18 protein-coding genes are annotated in these 15,421 nt (G+C 67.9%); 4 read left to right on the plus strand and 14 right to left on the minus strand.

What is annotated here, in order from left to right; genetic code table 11:
• Window positions 1-5: 5 nt before the first annotated feature.
• The 5 genes from BJ987_RS08950 to BJ987_RS08970 form a co-directional block, all read right to left on the minus strand.
• The gene (locus BJ987_RS08950; RefSeq protein ID WP_209886711.1) at window positions 6-476 is read right to left on the minus strand and encodes a PaaI family thioesterase; all 471 of its coding nucleotides are present in this window, start codon (window positions 474-476) and stop codon (window positions 6-8) included.
• 128 nt (window positions 477-604) lie between these two features.
• Window positions 605-922 carry a putative quinol monooxygenase gene (locus tag BJ987_RS08955; protein ID WP_307869550.1) on the minus strand — a complete coding sequence of 106 codons (318 nt, stop codon included), beginning with the start codon at window positions 920-922 and terminating at the stop codon, window positions 605-607.
• Between the two features lie 29 nt (window positions 923-951).
• Window positions 952-1,947 (minus strand): aldo/keto reductase, encoded by a 996-nt coding sequence (locus BJ987_RS08960; RefSeq protein ID WP_209886714.1) that lies wholly within the window; start codon window positions 1,945-1,947, stop codon window positions 952-954.
• A complete protein-coding gene (locus BJ987_RS08965; protein WP_209886717.1) occupies window positions 1,944-2,399 on the minus strand; it encodes a MerR family transcriptional regulator in 456 nt (151 codons plus the stop codon). Before BJ987_RS08965 ends, BJ987_RS08960 begins: the two co-directional genes overlap by 4 nt.
• 94 nt (window positions 2,400-2,493) lie before the next feature.
• Window positions 2,494-2,862 (minus strand): VOC family protein, encoded by a 369-nt coding sequence (locus BJ987_RS08970; protein ID WP_209886719.1) that lies wholly within the window; start codon window positions 2,860-2,862, stop codon window positions 2,494-2,496.
• 87 nt (window positions 2,863-2,949) lie between these two features.
• On the opposite strand from BJ987_RS08970, the gene BJ987_RS08975 reads away from it, so the two are divergent.
• The gene (locus BJ987_RS08975) at window positions 2,950-3,150 is read left to right on the plus strand and encodes a hypothetical protein (protein WP_209886722.1); all 201 of its coding nucleotides are present in this window, start codon (window positions 2,950-2,952) and stop codon (window positions 3,148-3,150) included.
• Here the strand turns inward: BJ987_RS08975 and BJ987_RS08980 are convergent, their stop codons facing one another.
• Complete coding sequence (locus tag BJ987_RS08980; protein WP_209886724.1) at window positions 3,151-3,642, minus strand: SixA phosphatase family protein; 492 nt, start codon at window positions 3,640-3,642, stop codon at window positions 3,151-3,153.
• A 230-nt stretch (window positions 3,643-3,872) separates the two neighbouring features.
• Here BJ987_RS08980 and BJ987_RS08985 point away from each other — a divergent pair, with 230 nt between their 5' ends.
• Window positions 3,873-5,543: an FAD-dependent oxidoreductase gene (locus tag BJ987_RS08985; protein ID WP_209886727.1), complete on the plus strand. Its 1,671-nt coding sequence runs from the start codon at window positions 3,873-3,875 to the stop codon at window positions 5,541-5,543.
• Window positions 5,544-5,571: 28 nt separating this feature from the next.
• Here the strand turns inward: BJ987_RS08985 and BJ987_RS08990 are convergent, their stop codons facing one another.
• From BJ987_RS08990 to BJ987_RS09025, 8 genes are all read right to left on the minus strand, one after another.
• On the minus strand, window positions 5,572-6,225 hold the full coding sequence (locus BJ987_RS08990; protein WP_209886730.1) for a GntR family transcriptional regulator: 654 nt from the start codon (window positions 6,223-6,225) through the stop codon (window positions 5,572-5,574).
• Window positions 6,226-6,256: 31 nt separating this feature from the next.
• Window positions 6,257-7,246: an isopenicillin N synthase family dioxygenase gene (locus BJ987_RS08995; protein WP_209886733.1), complete on the minus strand. Its 990-nt coding sequence runs from the start codon at window positions 7,244-7,246 to the stop codon at window positions 6,257-6,259.
• Window positions 7,247-7,248: 2 nt separating this feature from the next.
• Complete coding sequence (locus BJ987_RS09000; protein WP_209886736.1) at window positions 7,249-8,403, minus strand: nitrate ABC transporter substrate-binding protein; 1,155 nt, start codon at window positions 8,401-8,403, stop codon at window positions 7,249-7,251.
• 18 nt (window positions 8,404-8,421) lie between these two features.
• Entirely contained in the window at window positions 8,422-9,201 is a 780-nt protein-coding gene (locus BJ987_RS09005) for an ABC transporter permease (RefSeq protein ID WP_209886739.1), read from the minus strand.
• Window positions 9,201-9,977 carry an ABC transporter ATP-binding protein gene (locus tag BJ987_RS09010; protein WP_209886742.1) on the minus strand — a complete coding sequence of 259 codons (777 nt, stop codon included), beginning with the start codon at window positions 9,975-9,977 and terminating at the stop codon, window positions 9,201-9,203. The genes BJ987_RS09005 and BJ987_RS09010 overlap by 1 nt, the downstream gene beginning before the upstream one ends.
• Before the next feature lie 111 nt (window positions 9,978-10,088).
• Window positions 10,089-11,432 carry an amidohydrolase family protein gene (locus tag BJ987_RS09015; protein WP_209886745.1) on the minus strand — a complete coding sequence of 448 codons (1,344 nt, stop codon included), beginning with the start codon at window positions 11,430-11,432 and terminating at the stop codon, window positions 10,089-10,091.
• A gap of 123 nt (window positions 11,433-11,555) precedes the next feature.
• Window positions 11,556-12,731 carry a winged helix DNA-binding domain-containing protein gene (locus BJ987_RS09020; RefSeq protein ID WP_307869551.1) on the minus strand — a complete coding sequence of 392 codons (1,176 nt, stop codon included), beginning with the start codon at window positions 12,729-12,731 and terminating at the stop codon, window positions 11,556-11,558.
• Between the two features lie 29 nt (window positions 12,732-12,760).
• On the minus strand, window positions 12,761-13,735 hold the full coding sequence (locus BJ987_RS09025) for an NADPH:quinone oxidoreductase family protein (RefSeq protein WP_209886748.1): 975 nt from the start codon (window positions 13,733-13,735) through the stop codon (window positions 12,761-12,763).
• Between the two features lie 235 nt (window positions 13,736-13,970).
• Between BJ987_RS09025 and BJ987_RS09030 the strand changes: the two genes are divergently transcribed.
• Both BJ987_RS09030 and BJ987_RS09035 read left to right on the plus strand, forming a co-directional pair.
• Window positions 13,971-14,291, plus strand: a complete 321-nt coding sequence (locus tag BJ987_RS09030; RefSeq protein WP_209886751.1) for a type VII secretion target — start codon at window positions 13,971-13,973, stop codon at window positions 14,289-14,291.
• Window positions 14,288-15,397, plus strand: coding sequence for a transglycosylase SLT domain-containing protein (locus BJ987_RS09035; protein WP_209886754.1), 1,110 nt, complete (start codon window positions 14,288-14,290; stop codon window positions 15,395-15,397). The genes BJ987_RS09030 and BJ987_RS09035 overlap by 4 nt, the downstream gene beginning before the upstream one ends.
• Window positions 15,398-15,421: the final 24 nt, after the last annotated feature.

The raw sequence follows: 15,421 nt of genomic DNA on the forward strand, positions 1-15,421 counted from the left end.
GGCCCTCACTTCCGGCGTGGCCGCAGCACGGCGGTGAATGCCGCGGCGGCCACGTCCTTGCCGGTGCTGTCGGTGATGGTCACCGGCACTTCCAGTTCCATGTCGACGCGGTTCGCGATTTCCGCGCGGACCTTCGCCAACGTCTCCGCACCGAGGTCGGAGGTGGCCAGGAACGGGCCGGCCGTGCCCTTGGCGCGCGCCGAGTACTCGATGCGCCCGTTCCTGGCGACGATGAAGGTCTCGCCCATCAGGTCCACGATTCCGGACACCGAGGCGCCCATGGCGGCTGTCTCCGCCAACCCGAACAGCACCGCGGCATGCAGATCTCCGTTGTGATTCAGGTGTTCCGGCTTGGGCTCGATCGACATCACGGTGCGGCCCGGCCCGAACTCCGCCGCCTCGATGCCGGTGTACTGGATGAATCCCAGCTTCTGGAACCCAGCCATCACCAGTCCGCCCACGGCCGCGCTGTCCATCGAATCTCCCGCACTCGCCAGAAATGAAACCTGTTCTAGTTCATACCGCGTACAGCGGTGAAAGTCCATGCCCTGGCGACAGCGGACGGCCCCGACGCGCGAACCGCATCGGGGCCGTGGCCGTGGAGTCAGCTGAGGCCGGGCAGATCCCCGGGAACAGCGTCGTGGAACTGCCGCATCCGCAGCGGCTCGGCGAGCACGGGCTCCAGATCGGCGATGCACTGCTTCAGGTGCGGCGTTTGGAAATGCGCCGCCAAGGCCGCCGCGTCCACCCATTCCTCCAGCAGGACAACGCGACTCGGGTCGGTCGGGTGCAGATACAGCTCGTAGGCGAGGCAGCCTTCCTCGGCCACGGTCGGCTCGATCATGTTCTGCAGGATGGTGCGCAGGGCGGTTTCCTGGCCGGGTTTGGCGGTGAAACGGACGTTCAGTGACAGTGTGGACACGTCGAATTTCCTGTTCTGTGTGCTGGTTGCTACTCCCGGCCGGCGGAGGTGAACGACATGTCCGCGTAGCGTGGCCCGGCGACCTTGTCGGCGATCGGCTCCAGGGTGGCCAATTCGTCGGCGGTCAGTGCCAGTGTCGCGGCGGCGGCGTTTTCCGCCAAGCGATTTCGGCTGCGGGTGCCGGGGATGGGGACGACCGGCAGGTTGTGCACGTCGGCCTGCGCGTGCACCCAAGCCAGCGCGACCTGCGCCTGAGTGATGCCGCGGGCTTCGGCGATGGCGGCCAGCGGGCCCAGCAGCTCGGCGTTGTGCGCGGCGTTGTCACCGGAGAAGCGCGGCATCTGGCGGCGCCAGTCCTTCGGGTCGGCGGTGTTCAGCTTGCCGGTGAGGAAGCCGCGGCCCAGCGGCGAGTACGGCACGAAGGCGACGCCGAGCTCGGCCGCCGCGGGGACCGCCGTGCGTTCGACATCGCGGGAGAACAGCGACCATTCGGATTGCAGTGCCGCGATCGGGTGCACGGCGTGCGCGGCGCGCAGTTCGTCGCCGGTCACCTCGGACAGGCCGAGCGCCCGGACCTTGCCCTGCGCGACGAGTTCCGCCAGGACGCCGACGGTGTCCTCGATCGGCACCTGCGGGTCGCGGCGGTGCATGTAGTACAGGTCGATGACGTCGACGCCGAGCCGGCGCAGGCTGCCGTCCACGGACTCGCGGATGTAGCCGGGGGAGTTGTCGAAACCGCGATAGGCCGGATCTTCCGCTTTGCGGATGATGCCGAACTTGGTGGCCAGCACCACCCGATCCCGGTTGGCCCGTACGAAATCGCTGAGGAATTCCTCGTTGTGGCCGGAGCCGTAGATGTCGGCGGTGTCGAACAGTGTGATGCCGAGTTCCAGCGCGCGTTCCAGCGTCGCGCGCGATTCGGTGAGGTCGGACTCGCCGTAGAACTCGCTCATTCCCATGCAACCGAGGCCCTGAACGCCGACCTCGATGCCGTCGGTGCCGAGTGCGGTGGTCGGAAGCGTCATTTTTGAATCCCTTTGCTGTCGTGCGCGATGAGTACGGCCGGTGGGACCGCCGCGGTATCGCCCGAGTACCGGGCGATCTTGTAATCCAGCACCTCGACGGTCTTGCGGAGTTCCTCGAGCTGGGCGAGCACTTCGGCACGGGTGTCCCGGAATATCTGCAACCGGTCCGGCAGCGTCGAATCGCCGGCCCGGACCAGCTCGGCGTAGCGGACCATGTCGGCGACCGACATCCCGGTGGTGCGCAGGCGCCCGATCAGCGCCAGCCACTCCAGGTCGCGATTGCTGAACCGTCGCTTTCCGGTGTGGTCGCGGCCGACGTAATCCATCAGCCCGATCCGCTCGTACCAACGCAGGGTGTCCCGGCTCAGCCCTGACCGTTCGGCGGCCTCGCCGATCGAATACCGCGGCCGCTCGTGGTCGCTGACATTGCTCTGACCTGCCGGAAGACCCATCACCCTCGCCCTTCTCGAAGAACGTCACCGACGCTACTCACCTGGAGTGCACTCCAAGCAAGTCCCATTCTTCACGAAGCCGAGAGCGCCGGGATCAGTCGTATTTCGGCAGCTGCTGAATGGCCCACTTGTTGCCGTCGGGATCGGCGAAGAAGGTGAACAGGCCCCAGCCGAGGTCCTTTACCGGCGTCGCGTCCACCCCGGCGGCCACCAGCTGCTGGTAGGCCTGCTCGGCGTCGGCGACGACGATCTGCATACCCTCGACGCTGCCGGGAGCCGCCTCGGTGATGCCCCGCCCGACGCAGATCGAGCACGCCGATCCGGGCGGAGTCAGCTGGACGAAACGGACGTCCTCGCTGGGCGAGTGGTCGTGGTCGGCGTTGAAGCCGATGGAGGTGTAGAAATCCTTCGCGCGGTCCACGTCCGTGACGGGAATCGCGATGAGTTCGATTTTCCAATCCATCGCCTCAGCCTGCCACCGCACGCGGCGGAAACCGGCCGATTCCGAGACATCCGGACGTGTTGTATTTCCCGGCCTACCCTGGGGGACATGGCTAAGGAAATTGACCGTGTCCGGGCTCGTTCGGCTTTGGCCACGGTCCGGGAAAGTCCGTTCATCACCGCGGTCGCGGTGGCGCCGGTGCTGCTCGCGCTCGGCGTGGTGTGGTGGCTGACGAACGGGTTCGTCGCGTTCGTGCTGCTGCTGATCCTCGGCGGCGTCGTCGTGGTCGGCGGCAAACTACTCAAGTAGTCAGCGCGGCACGTGGAAGTGGGTCAGTTCACCGGTGCCCGGATCCACTTCGGTCCAGGGCCGGTCGAATTCGAGGACCGCCAGCGCGGAAGTGGGGAATTTCCGGCTGAGCTCGATCGCCTGGACGGAATCGCGGTTGGCCGCCAACTCCCATGCGGTCCACGGCATTCCGGGTGCGTGGCCGATCAGCAGCAGCGTCGACACGTCGTCGTCGCTGAGCTGGATCAGTTCGATCAACGTGCGCGGGGACGCCTCGTAGATGCCGCGTTCGAACACCACGGGCGCGTCGATCCCGGTGGCGGCCAGGGTTTCCCGGGTCCGTACCGCGGTGGAACAGCGCACCGCGGTAACCGGCGGCTGGTTGTCGCGCAGCCATTGCCCCGCCAGGGCTGCCTCCCGTTCCCCCCGCGGGGCCAGTGGGCGCTCATGGTCGCCGACACCGTCCGGATAGCTGGACTTGCCGTGCCGCATGAGGATCAAGGTCCGCACCATGTGCCCTACCGTAAGGCCGATCCCCGGTTGTCTCACGATGTGGTGGGGGATTGACGTGGCCGCGACCCCCTGTGATAGGACCGTGTGCAGTCCGGAGAGAGGCGTACGCCACTCTTCAGGCACACTGAAAGCGGCGTCACAACCGCGCGAGCCCGACCCGTGACACCACGGTCCACCGCAAACCCCCCGGGTGGCACCCAGCCCACGCACATTTCGAGGATCTGCACACTATGGCCTACGTCATCACGCAGCGTTGTTGCAACGACGCCAGCTGCGTCTCCGAGTGCCCGGTCGATTGCATTCGCCCCACTCCGGACCAGCCCGAGTTCGCGACGACCGAGATGCTCTACATCGACCCCGACACCTGCATCGACTGCGGGGCCTGTGTCGACGCGTGCCCGGTGGAGGCCATCTTCTCCGAGGACGATCTGACCGCGTCGCTGGCGCGCTACAAAGACATCAATGCCGCCTACTTCGAGCGGCACCCGCTGGAATCGAACTTCGATCCGATCGTGACGCCCGCGCGTCCGCCGAAGGAACTCGGCACGCTGCGGGTCGCCATCGTCGGCGCCGGTCCGGCCGCCTGCTACGCGGCCGACGAACTGCTGCGGCGCTGCGATGTCGAGGTGGAGCTGTTCGACCGGCTGCCCACCCCGTGGGGTCTGGTGCGCAACGGTGTCGCCCCGGACCACCCGGGCACCAAGACCGTGTCGAGTCTGTTCGAGTCCGCGTTCCGCCGCGAGACCCTGCAGTACTACCTGAATGTGGAAGTGGGCACCCACATTTCGCACGAGGAACTGCTGCGGCACCATCACGCCGTCCTCTACGCGGTCGGCGCCGCGGCCGACCGGCGGATGAACGTGCCCGGTGAAGACCTGCCCGGCAGTCATTCCGCCACCGAATTCGTCAACTGGTACAACGGTCACCCCGATTTCGCGGACCGCCGCTTCGATTTGTCCGCCGAACGCGCTGTCATCGTCGGCAACGGCAATGTCGCCCTCGACGTGGCCCGGGTGCTCACCGTCGATCCGGACGAGCTGGCCAAGACCGATATCGCCGACCATGCCCTGGATGCCCTGCGCAACAGCAATATTCGCGAGGTCGTCGTGCTGGGCCGGCGCGGCCCGCTGCAGGCCGCCTACACCTCGCCGGAGTTCCTGGCGCTGGCGCACCTGAAGGGCGTGGACGTCATCGTCGAGGACGCCGACCTGGAGCTCGACCCCGCCAGCCAGGCCGCGCTCGACGACCCGGACGTGGAGCCGCACCTGCGGCTCAAGTACACCCTCGCCAAGGAGTACGCCGCGGGCCGCCGCGATCCGGCCAACCGCCGCATCGTCTTCCGGTACCTCGGTTCGCCGACCGCCGTCACCGGCGCCGACAAGGTCGAGGGCATCGAGTTCGTGCACAACGAACTGGTCGAAGAGGGCGGTCAGATCGTGGCCCGCGCCACCGACCGCACCGAAAGCCTGACCGCCGGACTGGTGCTGCGCTCCATCGGCTACAAGGGCGAACCGGTCGCCGATCTGCCGTTCGACGAGAGCCGCGCCGTGGTCCCCAACGAGCACGGCCGCGTCCTCGGCCCGGACGGCGCACCGCAGCCCGGCGTCTACGTCAGCGGCTGGATCAAGCGTGGCCCGCGCGGCGTCATCGGGTCCAACCGCACCGACTCCGAAGAGACTGTCGAGCAGCTCATTTCGGACTTCACCAGCGGCAAGCTGAACAAGCCGCAGGGTGATCGCGCCGCGCTGAAGGCCCTGGTGGCCGAGCGTCAGCCCGATGTGGTGGATCGTGCGGGCTGGAAGTCCATCGATCTGGCCGAGAAGACGGCGGGCAAGTCGGCCCGGCGGCCGCGGGTCAAGTTCACCACCCGGGAAGACCTGCTGAAGGCCGCCCGCGGCTGACGTTCTCGAAAGCGTCCGGCGGGTTCGGTCAGCTCCGTCCGAGCCGCGTGATCAAGCCGCGCACATGGGCTTCGGCGGCGGCTCGGGCGGATTCGGGCTGGCCGGACTCCAGGGCCTGGAGGATGGTGCGGTGCTCGTGCAGCGCGGTGCGACGGTTGCGGGTGGAGTGCCAGAGGTCGCCGCGGTAGAGGTGGGCTTGGGCTTCCAGGCGGGCCAGCTCGTCGGCGAGGGGCTGGTTGGCCGCCCGGTCGCGGATGACGCGGTGGAAGACCAGATCCAGCTGGGTGTCGCGAGCGGGGTCGGCGTCGCCGTGCAGGTTGTGCTCTTGTGCGGCAACGAGATCGGCGAGCTCGTCGAGGTCGGCGTCGGTGAGCCGGGTAGCGGCGCGTTCGGCGGCCAAGCCGTCGAGCACCGCCCGCACGGCCAGTACGTCACGGATCTGGGCGTCGTCCAGTGCGGCCACCCGGGCGCCCGCGTGCGGCACGTTGACGGCCAGGCCCTCGTAGATCAGTTGCTGGACAGCTTCGCGGACCGGGCTGCGGCTGACCCCGAGCTGTGCGGCCAGCGCGGGCACGCTCAGCGCGTGGCCGGGCCCGAGTTCACCGGAGAGGACCAGCTGCCGGACCTGCCGGTGCACGTGCTCGCCGAGCAGGGCCGCGGGCGGCGCTTCCGGATCGGTCATGACAGTGGTCCCCTTCCTGCGGGCGTCGAAGCTATCCTTGCGGCCGGTAGTTGGCCCGCACCCGCTGGGTGAGGAAATCGGCGGCCGTGACCGGGGGATAGGTGCGGCCCGGTCCCTGGATGACGGCGTCGCGATCCGCCTGGGCGAAGTACGCGATGCTGTAGCGCTCGCCCTGGTATTCGCCCGCGCCGGGGCTGCGGACGCGGTGGAAGTTGGACGGCAGCAGATCGTCGCTCCAGCGGGTGAGCATATCGCCGATATTGCAGGTGATCAGGCTCGACGACGGCGTGATGGAGGTCCACTCTTGGTCCCGCATCTCCCGGCCGGGGCACACTTGCAGGCCGCCTTGGCCGTCACGCTGGAAAAGCAGAGTGAGGCAATCGAAGTCGGTATGCGCGCCGGCGCGCCAGCGGCCGGGCACACCGCGCAGTTCTTCGGGAACCGCGAAGTAGTGCAGCAGTCGCAGCGTGCTCTGGTACTCCGGTGAGCGCGGGTTGTGCGCCGCGGTGAAATGGTCCCGGTCCATGCCGAGGCGGTCGGCGAAGCAGGACAGCACGCGCATGGCGACCATCCAGGCCTGATGCTCGAAATCCAGCAGGGCGTCGCGGAACCCCGCCAGCTCCCGCTCGCTGGGCCACAGCTGGTCCATACGCGATCGGGTGATCTGATACGACTCCTTCTGGTCGGGCACGCCGATGGACGGGCGTACCTGACTCATGCTCTCCCAGCCCGCGTTGTCCGCCTTGACCAGTGGATATCGGCCTTTCACGGTTTCCGGGAGCGCGAAGAACGCCGCGGTGCGGGCGAACGCGTCATCGATCTGACGCTGCGGGATCCCATGCCCGGACAGTTGGAAGAAGCCGATCTCGGTGGCGGCTTCCCAGAGCGATTCGGTGATCTCGGCGCGCCGGTCCTCGAAGTCGGTGAGATCGATGATCCGGATCTCACGGTCGGTTTCGGTGCCGAGCCCGCCCATCTGCTGCTCGCGTGCGACTTCGGAGAGGTCGTAACTGGATGCCATGCCTAGTTCCTTACGGTCGGGTCGAGGAATTCCTTGGTGACGAGGGTTCGGGCGGACAGCCCGTCCGGGATCTGTGCGCCGCCGCGGCGCAGGATCGGACTGAACTCGGCGATGACGCGCTGCACCCGGGCCTCGTCGAAGCTGCCGATGACGCCGTCGGTGTCGGGGCCGACGAGGCCGCCGGAAATGAGTGCGCGGGAACCGAATTCGGCGAGCTCGGCGCTGTAGGGGCTGAAGTTGAGGCTTTGCGAGACCACGTCCACGACGATGTCGTCCACGGGGGCCGGGTCGGCCAGAAACTGTGCGGTGGCCCGCTGAATCATCGGCACCAGCCGCCGCAGGCAGGGCCGCAGCTCGTCGATCCGGTCAGCGCGCACGTTGACCGTGCGGGCGTAGCCTTCGTAGCCGACGTCACGCAGTAGCTGGTAGCCGACCGGTTTGCCCCAGGCCCGCACCTCGTGCTCGTAGACGTAGGGTTCGGAGTTCACGAAGCCCTGCTGGGCGAACGACGGCCCGGCCACGAATCTGGACGGCGAATTGTCATAGGAGCTGTCGATCTGCCCGGCTTTGACCAGACCGCGCGCCACCAGCCACTCCGGGTACAGCTGTCCTTGCGAAACCACCACCGGCGCATCGGATTTCCCGATATCGGCGATGCCGCGCCACTCCGGATGGGTAGCCGGATCCCACATGAGCATCTGCGGGCTGTCCCGCAGCAGGGTGGTCACCGCGACGATCGGCTGGGTGGCCGCGGCGGCGATGGCGTGTTCGGAGTGCGCCAGCCCGAGGGTGATGGACGAGTCGACATACATCTGGGAAGGCACCGTCTGGAATCCGATCGCCGGACCGCCCGCCCGGATCTCCAGATCGACTCCGGTGTCCTTGCCGTCGATCGCCAGCGGACCGGTGACCAGGTTCCTGTCGGAGTCGACCCGGTAACCCGGACCGAGCAGCCCGAAGATCGGACCGGAATCGGTTTCCGGTTCCCATTGCAATTGCACGACCACCGTGGCCGGGCAGATCCCGGACAGCAGCTGTTCGGCCGGAGCGGCGGGCAGGTCGGCGGCGGCGGTCCCGGCATCGGAGCCGGAACAGGCCGCGCCGGAGGCGATTACGGCGGCGGCGAGGGCTATCGCGCCGAGGGGGCGAATACGCATGACATTCTCCAGGTAGGTCTAGCGTCCGGCGGCGTGCCAGCCGCCGGTCGTGATCCGCTGTGCGGCAGTGAAAAAGGCGAAGACGAGCACGCCGAACAGACCGGCCAGCAGCAGCGCCGCGAGCAGATCCTCGGATTGCAGCCGGGCGCGATAGTTGTCCAGCAGCGTGCCGATGCCGGGCCTGCCCTGCGCGAAGAACATGTCGCCGATGATCGCGCCGGTCACCGAAAGCCCCGCCGCGGTCCGCAAACTCGTCATGATCGAGGGCAGCGCCGCGGGCAGTTCCAGGGCGAGCATGGTGCGGAACCGGCCCGCGCGGCCCAGGGCGAACAACTCACGCAGGTTGCCGTCGACCGATTGGATGCCGAACAGGGTCATCGCGATAATCGGATGAATCGCGATGAGCACGCAGACGATGGTGCGCGAGCCGATGCCGTAGCCGAACCAGAGTCCGATCAGCGGCACCACGGCCAGCACCGGGATCGCTTGCAGCACCACCGAATACGGGTAGACGACGCGTTCGATCAGCTTGGTCTGGCTCATCAGCACCGCGATCGCCACACCGAGCACGGCCGAGACCGCGAGCCCGGTGACCGCGACCCGTGCGGTGACGGCGAGCGCGCGCAGCATCACTTCGAGCTTGGCCGGGTCGGCCAGGGATTCGGTGAGGACGGCGTGCGGCGGCGGCAGCAGGAACCGGCGTTGCGGACTCAACAGCAGCAGGGACACCGCATACCAGGCGGTCACGGCGAGGCCGAACGACACCAGGGGCACCAGGGTTTTGGTGAGCCGGGCCATCAGCAGGCCGCCTTCAAGGCATCCGAGGTACGCGCGACCAGCCGGGTGAACGCGGGATCGAAACGGAGTTCGCGGGCGCGCGGATAGGGCAGGTCCACGTCGATCACCTCGTGCACCCGGCCGGGCCGCGCGGACATGACCACGACGCGCGAGGCGAGGAACACCGCCTCGGACACCGAGTGCGTGATGAACAGCGCGGTGAACTCGTGGTCCCGGTAGAGGCGGAGCAGTTCCTCCTGCATGCTGAGCCGGGTCAGCTCGTCCAGCGCGCCGAAGGGCTCGTCCAGCAGCATCAGCCGCGGCCGCAGCGTCAGTGCCCGGGCCAGCGATACTCGCATCCGCATGCCGCCGGAAAGCTGATGCGGCAGGCTTTTCGCGAAATCGGTCAGGCCGACCGCGTCGAGCGCGGCCACGGCGCGGACCCGGCGGGATTTGCGGTCCACTCCTTGCAACTCCGCGGAGAGTTCGACATTGCGCAGTACCGTCCGCCAGGGCAGCAGGGTCGGCTCCTGGAAGATGAAGCCGATCGAATCCGTCCGCACCGCAACGGATCCCGAGCTCACCCGGGTCAGACCCGCGGCGAGTCGCAGCAGCGTCGACTTTCCGCAGCCGGAAGGCCCTACTACGGCGACGAATTCGCCGGTCCTGAGGTCGAGATCGATGTCGGTGAGGGCGACGGTATCGCCGAATGCCTTGCCCGCCCGGGCGAATGAGACGTCGAGGCCGGACAGCAAGGTCCTGGCGTCGGCGTCCTGGGTTGTGTCGAAGAGTGTCACCGTGGGTGCCTTCCCTCGCGGAGCCTTGTTTGCGTGTAACTCCTGCGTCAGATCAGTTTTGCGGCTCTGAATTACATGTAATCGCCGCTGAGTTTCTGGCGGATTAACTTGTCAGCGCATGCTGATCAGCCGGCGCACCAGCGCTTCGGCGTCCACCCGGGTGCTGTGCCCGTTCCGAATGACCGGTTCGCCGTCCACCCACACCGTGTCGACCACACGCGCGGAACCCGTGGTCAGCAGTGTCGCGCCGGGATCGAGCACCGGCAGGCAGGCGAAATCCCGGTCGAACCGGAACAGCGTGAGGTCCGCCCGATCCCCGACGCCGATCCCCGGTCCGCGGTCGGCCCGGCCCAGCGCCGCGGCCGCGCCGCAGGTCGCCATCCGCAGCATGTCGTCGAACCCCAGCAGGTCGGCGCGCTTGTGCGTGACCCGTTGCAGGTAGGAACCCATCCGCAGCGCCAGGAGCAGGTCCTGGGTGTCGTTGCTGGCGGCGCCGTCGACCCCGAGCCCGACCCCGATTCCCGCCGCCAGCATGTCGAGCACCGGCGCGGCACCGCTGCCCAGGCGCATATTGCTCAGCGGGTTGTAGGAGACCGCGACGCGGCGGTCGGCGAAAACGTCCCGGCCGTGCGCATCGAGATCGACGCAGTGCACGGCCAGGGTCCGATCCCACAGGAAACCGGATTCGTCCAGGTAGTCGACCGCGCCGCGACCCGCGTGCAGCCGGCACATCTCATCGTCGGTGCTGGTCTCCAGGACATGTATCGAGACGGTCTTGTCGCCGCGCACCGCGAACTCGCGCGCGGCGGCCATGCCGTCGGGCGTCAGGCACCGTGGATTCGGCACCGCCAGCGCCGTGCTGATCCGCGACCCGCGCAACCGGGCATCCAGATCCTCGATATGCGCGAAGACCTCCGGCAGGGGCTGCATCAGCCGGGGATCGAGTCCCCACCGGCGGCTCGCATCGGCGCGGTCGGCCAGGCCGCGACCGAGAATCACCCGGATACCCACCTCGTCCAGCGCCCGAATCATGGCGTCGTGCACGGCCTCCGAGCGATTCGGCCACATGTGCTCGACCACGGTGGTGACGCCACCGCGCAACAACTCCAGCCCGCCCGCCAGCGCGGACAGATATGTCTGCTCGGCAGTGGCCGCGACGGTCCGCTCGCCGACGCACCGCAGCCAGGCCAGCAGCGGCAGGCCCTCGCCGATGCCCCGCAGCACCGCCTGCTGCAAATGGGTGTGGGTGTTGACGAAGCCGGGCACCAGATAGCCGCCGCTGCCGTCGGTCCGCGCCAGATCGCGGTGCGCCCGCCGGGCATCCGCGCCGATCGCGGTCACCATTCCGGCGCGGATCACGACATCCTGGCCGGGCAGCCAGCGCGGGGCCTGATCGCCGCGTAGGTAGACGGTGACATCGGTCAGGACGGTGGACTGAGCGCTCGTGGGCACCATGCGGCATTCCTCCTTGGAAATGCGGCTGGTTCGCCCGCCGATTCAGCGGTTCGCGTCGCCCGTTGCAGCCATGAGCGACGTGTCCGAGAGCCTAGAGGCGGCGTATTGCGCGGTTGTAAAACCTCACAGCTTCAGATCTGCGTCCGGCTCCAGGATCTCGACCACCGGCTCCTTGTCCTCCTCCAGGAAGGCCAGCAGGGCAAGGGCTTCCGCTTCGACCTCCGCGCGTTCGGCCCGGGACCATGGGCGAGTGGGGCTGACCCGCAGGCGTGCGACTCCGGCCTTCGGGAAGACCTTGTAGAGGCCGCAGAGATAGCCGTCGAGCAGGACCGGCGAGACCGCCGCGGCGAACGCGCGCAGGTGCGGGGCATTGCCGTCGGGGACGATGCGGGTGCGGTCCTGATGGGAGAGCACGGCGTTGTCGTACCAGCCGAGCAGACGGACCGGGGCCGGGAGGTCCGGGTCGGCGAGGTCGGCGTCGGCGAGGTCGTACAGGGTGCGGCCGCGGTCGTCGGTGTAGGTGCGCACCCGGTCGCCGAGTTGGTCGACGGCCTTCTTGATGCCGGTGAACTTCGACCAGGTCTGCATGTCCATGGTGGTCGCCGGGCCGAAGGCGCGCAGATACCGGATCAGCAACTCCGCCAACGGATATGCCGGGTCCAGGGGTGCGCCCAGCCAGGGCTCGACCCGGGACCAGACCGGACGGCTGTTGTCTTTCCACTTGCCGCGCGGCGGTGTCTGGAGGACCGGCAGCTGGTACAGCCAGGTTTGCAACACCGCGCCCGGGTCGCGATCCGGGTAGAGCTCGGCGGCACGGGCACGCAGATCGGCGGCGGACATCGGCTCCTCGCCCAGGACCGCTTCGCCGTGCTTGCGCACCTCGTCGGGATCCAGACCCACCATCGCGCCGTAGTTGAATCCCTTACGGAACGGCACTTTTTCGAGCTCCGGTTGGATATGCGGGGCGATCCGCAACGCGTCCGGCGGCGTGACCAGGTGAATGGTGCCGCGCATCAGCGTGATCCGGACCAGGGAGCGGTCGTCGAGCGCGCCGGAGACCGTCGCGGGATCGAAATCCGTTATCCGACTCCACAATGCGACGAACGGCGGTGGGACATCCTGCGCCTGCAAGCCGATGAGGTGGTCGCACATCTGAGGTGTGGTCAGCGTGGAGCGCTCCAGCAGGTGCTGGCGCTGGAGCAGGGTCCGGTTCAGGACGCGATTCGACAGCTTCATGATGCGCCCACAGTACGAGCCGATCAGGCCCGCTGTCGCCCGCTGATGGGGATGATTCGCCACCCGGGGCATCGTGCCCGGGTGGCGGTGGCTCAGCGGAGGGTGACGACGACCTTGCCGGTGGCGGACCGGTTCTCCAGGGAGGCGACGGCCGCCGCGGCCTGCTCCAGCGGATACAGCACCGGCCGCGGCGGCGCGATCTTGCCGGCGGCCAGCAGCGGCTCCACCTCGGCCCACTGTTCCTGCAGATAGCCGGGGTGGCTCATCACCCACTCACCCCAGGCCGCGCCGGTGACCTCGACGTTCTTCAGCAGCAGGCGGTTCACCTTCACGGTCGGGATGTCGCCCGCGGTGAACCCGACGACCAGGAGCCGGCCCGCCGAACCGAGCGAGCGGATGCTGTCGGTGAACCGGTCACCGCCGACCGGGTCCAGCACGATGTCCACGCCACGCCCGCCGGTGATCTCCTTGACCGCGGCCAGCCAGCCCTCCGTGAGCACTACGTCGGTGGCGCCGTTCGCTCGCGCCACCTCGGCCTTCTCCTCGGTGCTGACCACCGCGATCACCTTGCCCGCGCCCAATGCCTGAGCCATCCGCAGCGTCGAGGTGCCGATGCCCCCGGCCGCGCCGTGCACCAGCACCGTCTCACCCTCGGCCAGCCGGCCGCGGTTACGCAGGCAGAAATGCACGGTCAGGTCATTGAACAGAATGCCCGCGCCGGCCTCCAGCGAAATGTTGTCCGGCAGTTTGAAAACCATCTGCGCCGGGGCCACCGCGACCTCGGCCATGGCATTGCCGAGCATCGTCAGCGCCACCACCCGGTCACCCGCTCGCACGTGCGCGTCCGCGGGCGCCTCCCGTACCACGCCCGCCACCTCGCCGCCGACCACGAACGGCAACTCCGGCTTCATCTGGTAGAGCCCGCGCGACATCAGCACGTCCGGGAACGCGACGCCGGCCGCGTGCACGTCGATGACCACACCGCCCGGATAACCCGCCGGTTCCGGGATGTCTACGACCTCGACCGCTTCCGGTCCTTCCAGTTTGCTGACCTGAGCTGCGCGCATGGCCGACCTCTCCGTCCTTCTCCGGTGACTCGTTCGGTCACCGACGACACCGTGACCAACATAACCAGAGCATCCGAAGGCGTGTGCCAGCAGATGCCCCCTCGGCGGTCGCGGCCCGGCGATCCGGCGGTCCGGTCGTGGTTCGTTCGCCGATCCGGCGGCCTTCCGCCCTGTCCACACGGTGGGAATTTGGCTAAGCTTGCCGCGAATTCAGGTCGGGGAGAAGGGGGTTTCCATGACAGGTCCGAACGATAACCAGTTGCAGGTCAACACCGAGGCTTTGCAGAAGTTCGCGACCAATCTGCGCACCGAGGCGACCGACGTCACCAGCCTGGGCGCCGGTGCGGGCTTCAACTTCGCCACCGGCGCGCTACCGGGCACGGATTTCGGCACGGTGGTCACCAGTGCGACCGACACGCTGAACAACTGCCTGACACGCATCAACGAGCGTCTCACCACGGTCGCCGACAACATGCGGAACGCGTCCGGAAAATTCGAGCTGGCCGAAGCGGAGTTCGCGGACAAACTGAAGACCATCGGCCTGGAGGTGAAATGACCCTCACCATCCCGGATGTCGCCCAGTGGGAGCCGACCAAGCTCACCGCCGCCGGCACGCACGCGAACACGGTCTCGACGAAGCTCGACGGCCTCTTCACCAAGAGCATCACCGACACCCAGGCGCTGGCTTGGTCCGGCGCCGCCGCGAGCGCCGCGAACACTCGCATGGAGACCGAGAAGACGCGCGCCTCCGCCGTCAGCGCCGCCCTGCTGGAGTTGAAGACCGCGTTCGACGAACGGGTGGAGAACCTGAACAACGCGAAGGCCAAGGTGATTCAGCTGCGGGACGACGCGCTGAACCAGAAGCCGCCGTTCGAGGTGTCCGACGCGGGCGTCGTCACCGCCACCGCGCGCATCGCCGAAATCCGCAAAGCCGACGATCGAGGCGGCACCGAGGCGGCTGTGCTCGCCGAGCAACTCGCGGCCGCCCAGCGGCAGCTGGATCTCACCAACGCCCTCGCCGCGGCCGAGGGGGTCGCCCTCGTCGCCAGAACGAAGGTCGCCACGGCCGTCGCGAAGCTCCAAGCCGCCCATGCGGGCCTGGGTGACCCGAAACTCGGTGTGCAGCAAGCCCCGACGGCTCCGGCCACCACCCAGCCACCCGCCACCACCCAGCAACCGGCCAACCAGAGTCCGAGTAGCCAGAGCCCGAGCAACCAGAGCCCGAGCAGCAATCTCATCTCGAACACCGGAACCGGTTCGGGGACATCGAAATACAGCAGTGACGCACCGACCACCATGCCCACCGGTGAGCAGAAGGAATGGATCCAGAAGGCGATCCAGGAGCTGCGGGCCGCGGGCTACGACATCGACGACAGCGAAGCCGCCATCATCGCCAAGATCATCGAGAAGGAATCCGGCGGCAACCCGAACGCCATCAACCTCTGGGACAGCAACGCCGCGGCGGGAATCCCGTCCAAGGGTCTGATGCAAACCATCGACCCGACGTTCAACTCCTACAAGCTGCCCGGCCACGACGACATCTACAACCCGGTCGACAACATCATCGCCGGTACCCGGTATGCCATCGAACGCTACGGTTCGCTGTCGAATGTGCCCGGTATCGCGGCGATGAGCCAGGGTGGCAGCTACGTCGGATACTGATCTTGCCGGGTCAGGCCGCGGCCG

The organism is Nocardia goodfellowii (assembly GCF_017875645.1).
Classification (GTDB): domain Bacteria; phylum Actinomycetota; class Actinomycetes; order Mycobacteriales; family Mycobacteriaceae; genus Nocardia; species Nocardia goodfellowii.

Bases quoted from the DNA above. Each gene is read 5' to 3' on its own strand.
- BJ987_RS08980 (WP_209886724.1), bottom strand. From the start codon at position 3,642: ATGGTGCGGACCTTGATCCTCATGCGGCACGGCAAGTCCAGCTATCCG.
- BJ987_RS08985 (WP_209886727.1), top strand. From the start codon at position 3,873: ATGGCCTACGTCATCACGCAGCGTTGTTGCAACGACGCCAGCTGCGTC.
- BJ987_RS08975 (WP_209886722.1), top strand. From the start codon at position 2,950: ATGGCTAAGGAAATTGACCGTGTCCGGGCTCGTTCGGCTTTGGCCACG.
- BJ987_RS09005 (WP_209886739.1), bottom strand. From the start codon at position 9,201: ATGGCCCGGCTCACCAAAACCCTGGTGCCCCTGGTGTCGTTCGGCCTC.
- BJ987_RS09035 (WP_209886754.1), top strand. From the start codon at position 14,288: ATGACCCTCACCATCCCGGATGTCGCCCAGTGGGAGCCGACCAAGCTC.
- BJ987_RS08960 (WP_209886714.1), bottom strand. From the start codon at position 1,947: ATGACGCTTCCGACCACCGCACTCGGCACCGACGGCATCGAGGTCGGC.
- BJ987_RS08990 (WP_209886730.1), bottom strand. From the start codon at position 6,225: ATGACCGATCCGGAAGCGCCGCCCGCGGCCCTGCTCGGCGAGCACGTG.
- BJ987_RS09015 (WP_209886745.1), bottom strand. From the start codon at position 11,432: ATGGTGCCCACGAGCGCTCAGTCCACCGTCCTGACCGATGTCACCGTC.
- BJ987_RS09025 (WP_209886748.1), bottom strand. From the start codon at position 13,735: ATGCGCGCAGCTCAGGTCAGCAAACTGGAAGGACCGGAAGCGGTCGAG.
- BJ987_RS08970 (WP_209886719.1), bottom strand. From the start codon at position 2,862: ATGGATTGGAAAATCGAACTCATCGCGATTCCCGTCACGGACGTGGAC.
- BJ987_RS08965 (WP_209886717.1), bottom strand. From the start codon at position 2,399: ATGGGTCTTCCGGCAGGTCAGAGCAATGTCAGCGACCACGAGCGGCCG.
- BJ987_RS09000 (WP_209886736.1), bottom strand. From the start codon at position 8,403: ATGCGTATTCGCCCCCTCGGCGCGATAGCCCTCGCCGCCGCCGTAATC.
- BJ987_RS09030 (WP_209886751.1), top strand. From the start codon at position 13,971: ATGACAGGTCCGAACGATAACCAGTTGCAGGTCAACACCGAGGCTTTG.
- BJ987_RS08950 (WP_209886711.1), bottom strand. From the start codon at position 476: ATGGACAGCGCGGCCGTGGGCGGACTGGTGATGGCTGGGTTCCAGAAG.
- BJ987_RS08995 (WP_209886733.1), bottom strand. From the start codon at position 7,246: ATGGCATCCAGTTACGACCTCTCCGAAGTCGCACGCGAGCAGCAGATG.